Source organism: Candidatus Obscuribacterales bacterium, from assembly GCA_036703605.1.
In the GTDB taxonomy this organism is placed as follows: domain Bacteria; phylum Cyanobacteriota; class Cyanobacteriia; order RECH01; family RECH01; genus RECH01.
On record DATNRH010000794.1, the window covers coordinates 1 to 2572 of the forward strand.

General features: G+C 57.1%; 3 protein-coding genes. All 3 read left to right on the plus strand.

Going from position 1 to position 2572, the window contains the following annotated elements:
• Positions 1 to 216: 216 nt before the first annotated feature.
• Entirely contained in the window at positions 217 to 768 is a 552-nt protein-coding gene (locus V6D20_16460) for a CBS domain-containing protein (GenBank protein HEY9817373.1), read from the plus strand.
• Positions 769 to 851: 83 nt separating this feature from the next.
• Complete coding sequence (rdgB, locus tag V6D20_16465; GenBank protein HEY9817374.1) at positions 852 to 1442, plus strand: RdgB/HAM1 family non-canonical purine NTP pyrophosphatase; 591 nt, start codon at positions 852 to 854, stop codon at positions 1440 to 1442.
• 128 nt (positions 1443 to 1570) lie between these two features.
• On the plus strand, positions 1571 to 2572 hold a 1002-nt coding region (locus V6D20_16470; GenBank protein ID HEY9817375.1), incomplete at its 3' end, for a PRC-barrel domain-containing protein.

The window sequence follows — 2572 nt, forward strand, 5'->3', positions numbered from 1 at the left end:
GTACTGTGAAGAATTCCCGGATGCTCCAGAAGCTCGCATGTACGACGCCTAGATGGCGATCGCTGCCTGTTGAGGGGCGATCGCACCCTGGATCATGCGTCGGTTTGCCCTAGGGTGGAGCGCAGACTACGGTAGTCTTGGGTCTAGAATCAGGATGGAGCGGTAAGTAGATCTTCCTACTTGCCGTTCACCCATGCAGTTATCTGGAGAACGGGGATGCTAAAAGCACAAGACATCATGACAACGGATGTGGTGACCATTAGTGGCTCAGCTACGGTGGCCGAGGCTGTGGCCCTGATGACCGAGAGGGGGCTGCGATCGCTGATTGTGGATCGCCGCTACAGCGAGGATCCCTACGGTATTATCACGGAAACCGACATTGTCTATAAAGTGGCCGCCTATGGTCATGACCCGAAAACCATGCGGGTTTATGAAATCATGACCAAGCCCTGCATTGTGGTGCCGCCAGAATTGGGGGTGGAATACGTCGCTCGCTTATTTGCCAACACGGGTATTCGTCGCGCCCCGGTGATCAAGGGACAGTTGCTTGGGGTGATCTCGGTCAGCGATATTCTCACCAAGGGAAATTTTGTCAACCAACCCCAGCGTCCCTATATTGAAGATGAAATTGATGCAGCTCGGGACGAAGCGCGGCGCATCTGTGCAGAGCAGGGAGCTACGTCCCAAGCCTGTGCTGCGGCTTGGGATATTGTAGAAGAACTGCAGGCGACGGCGTCCCACAACCGGGCTGACCGGGCGCTGTCGTAATTCGATCATCTTTACGATCGTCGTCGTTCGACAACAAATGTCGGTCATCTTGTCGGTCACCTTGTCGGTCATCTATGGGAGCTATGGTGCAAAAACTGGTAGTAGCAACGGGTAATCCTGGCAAGCTACGGGAGATGCAGGCCTATTTAACGGATCTAGATTGTGAACTGGTGCTGAAGCCAGCGGATCTAGAGGTGGAGGAAACCGGGACGACCTTCGCTGAAAATGCTTGTCTCAAAGCATCTCAGGTGGCTAAGGCATTAGGGCAATGGGCGATCGCCGATGACTCGGGCTTGGCCATTGATGCCCTAGACGGTGCGCCAGGGCTCTACTCGGCTCGCTATGGGCCGACAGAGGCGGCCTGCATCGATCGCGTGTTGGCGGAACTGGGAGATAGCAGCGATCGCCAGGCGGCGTTTATCTGCGTGGTGGCGATCGCTCGTCCTGATGGCAGCATTGCCACCCAGGCCGAGGGCATCTGTCCAGGCGAGATCCTGCACGCGCCTCGGGGCGTCGGTGGATTTGGCTATGATCCAATTTTTTACCTGCCCGAGCATCAGATGTCCTTTGCTGAAATGCCCGCTGACCTGAAGCATCGGATCAGCCATCGTGGGCTGGCCTTTGACCAGCTTTTGCCTCACTTGCCTGCCCTGTGGGCGATCGCCAACGACTAATCGTGAGAGCCTACGAGGCTCGGTGATGTTCGGAAAGCGCTAAAGCCCTACCTCCCAGATTCCTGCTAGCGTGGAACTAGCAGGAGTATTGTTTTGCCCACCTGATGTCCCGAGCTGACCCCGACCCTATGCCAACCCCAAAGCCCAAGCTAATTCACCAAAGTATCGTTCTGCACCGACCGATTTTGCATCGGGATACCACCGAAGAACTGGGGCGGGTAGAGGTGGTGTGGATGTACCCCGATGCCCATCGGGTGCTGGGATTTGTGTCTAAGCAGGGGTTGGTAAGCTCTAAGCGCCTAGCCTTCACGCTGAACCAAATCCACACCCTTGGCCCTGAGAGCATTGTAGTAACGGCTACCCCCACGGAAACCGAAGCCCAGAAGGTGCGTCAGCTAGAAACGCTGTTAGGGCTGGAGGTGTGGAGTGAGTCGGGCAGCAAGCTGGGCAAGATTGTAGACTATGCCTTTGATATTAGAACTGGGGCGATCGCTTACTATCTGTTTACGTCCGATGGTTGGCTGGGGTTTGCCCAGGGGCTCTATCGTCTGCCGCCGCGCTACCTGCTCAGTTCTGGTCGGCAGCGGGTGCTGGTGGCCGAAGCGGCTAGCCGAAAGCTGACGGTGGAACGGGAGGGCATTCAAGATCGGCTCACCCACATTCGCGATCGCCTGCGGAAAAACTACAGCGATGCCACAGACGAGCTGCAAGACTGGACAACCCAAGCGCAGGCCACGGCCCAGCAGGTGACCGGGCGAGTGCGCCAGTGGGGCAGTCAATGGGGCAGCCAGTGGGGTAGCCAGGCCAAGCAATGGACGGAGACCTTGCGGCAGCGAGCCCAGACCCAGGCCGAGGATACGCGCCACCAAGCCCAAACCTGGAATGAACGGCTGCGGGACGAGGGGCAAACCTTCACCCAGCAGGCGAAGGAAACTGGGCGATCGCTCCTTGATCGGGTGAAGCAACAGGCGGCATTGCTCACCGATCGCATTGAGGAGTTTGACTTTTTCCATGTGCCGGAAGAGTTTGAGAGCGATCGCCCCCTCACCCCTGACCATCATGAAGATGAAGATGAGTTTGAGATTCTCTTTGATGATTGGAGTGCGGAGGAAGAGGCAAAGGGCGATCGC

What these genes read in the sequence shown, in the direction of transcription:
- V6D20_16460 (HEY9817373.1), top strand. Translation starts at nt 217, where the DNA reads ATGCTAAAAGCACAAGACATCATGACAACGGATGTGGTGACCATTAGT.
- rdgB (HEY9817374.1), top strand. Translation starts at nt 852, where the DNA reads ATGGTGCAAAAACTGGTAGTAGCAACGGGTAATCCTGGCAAGCTACGG.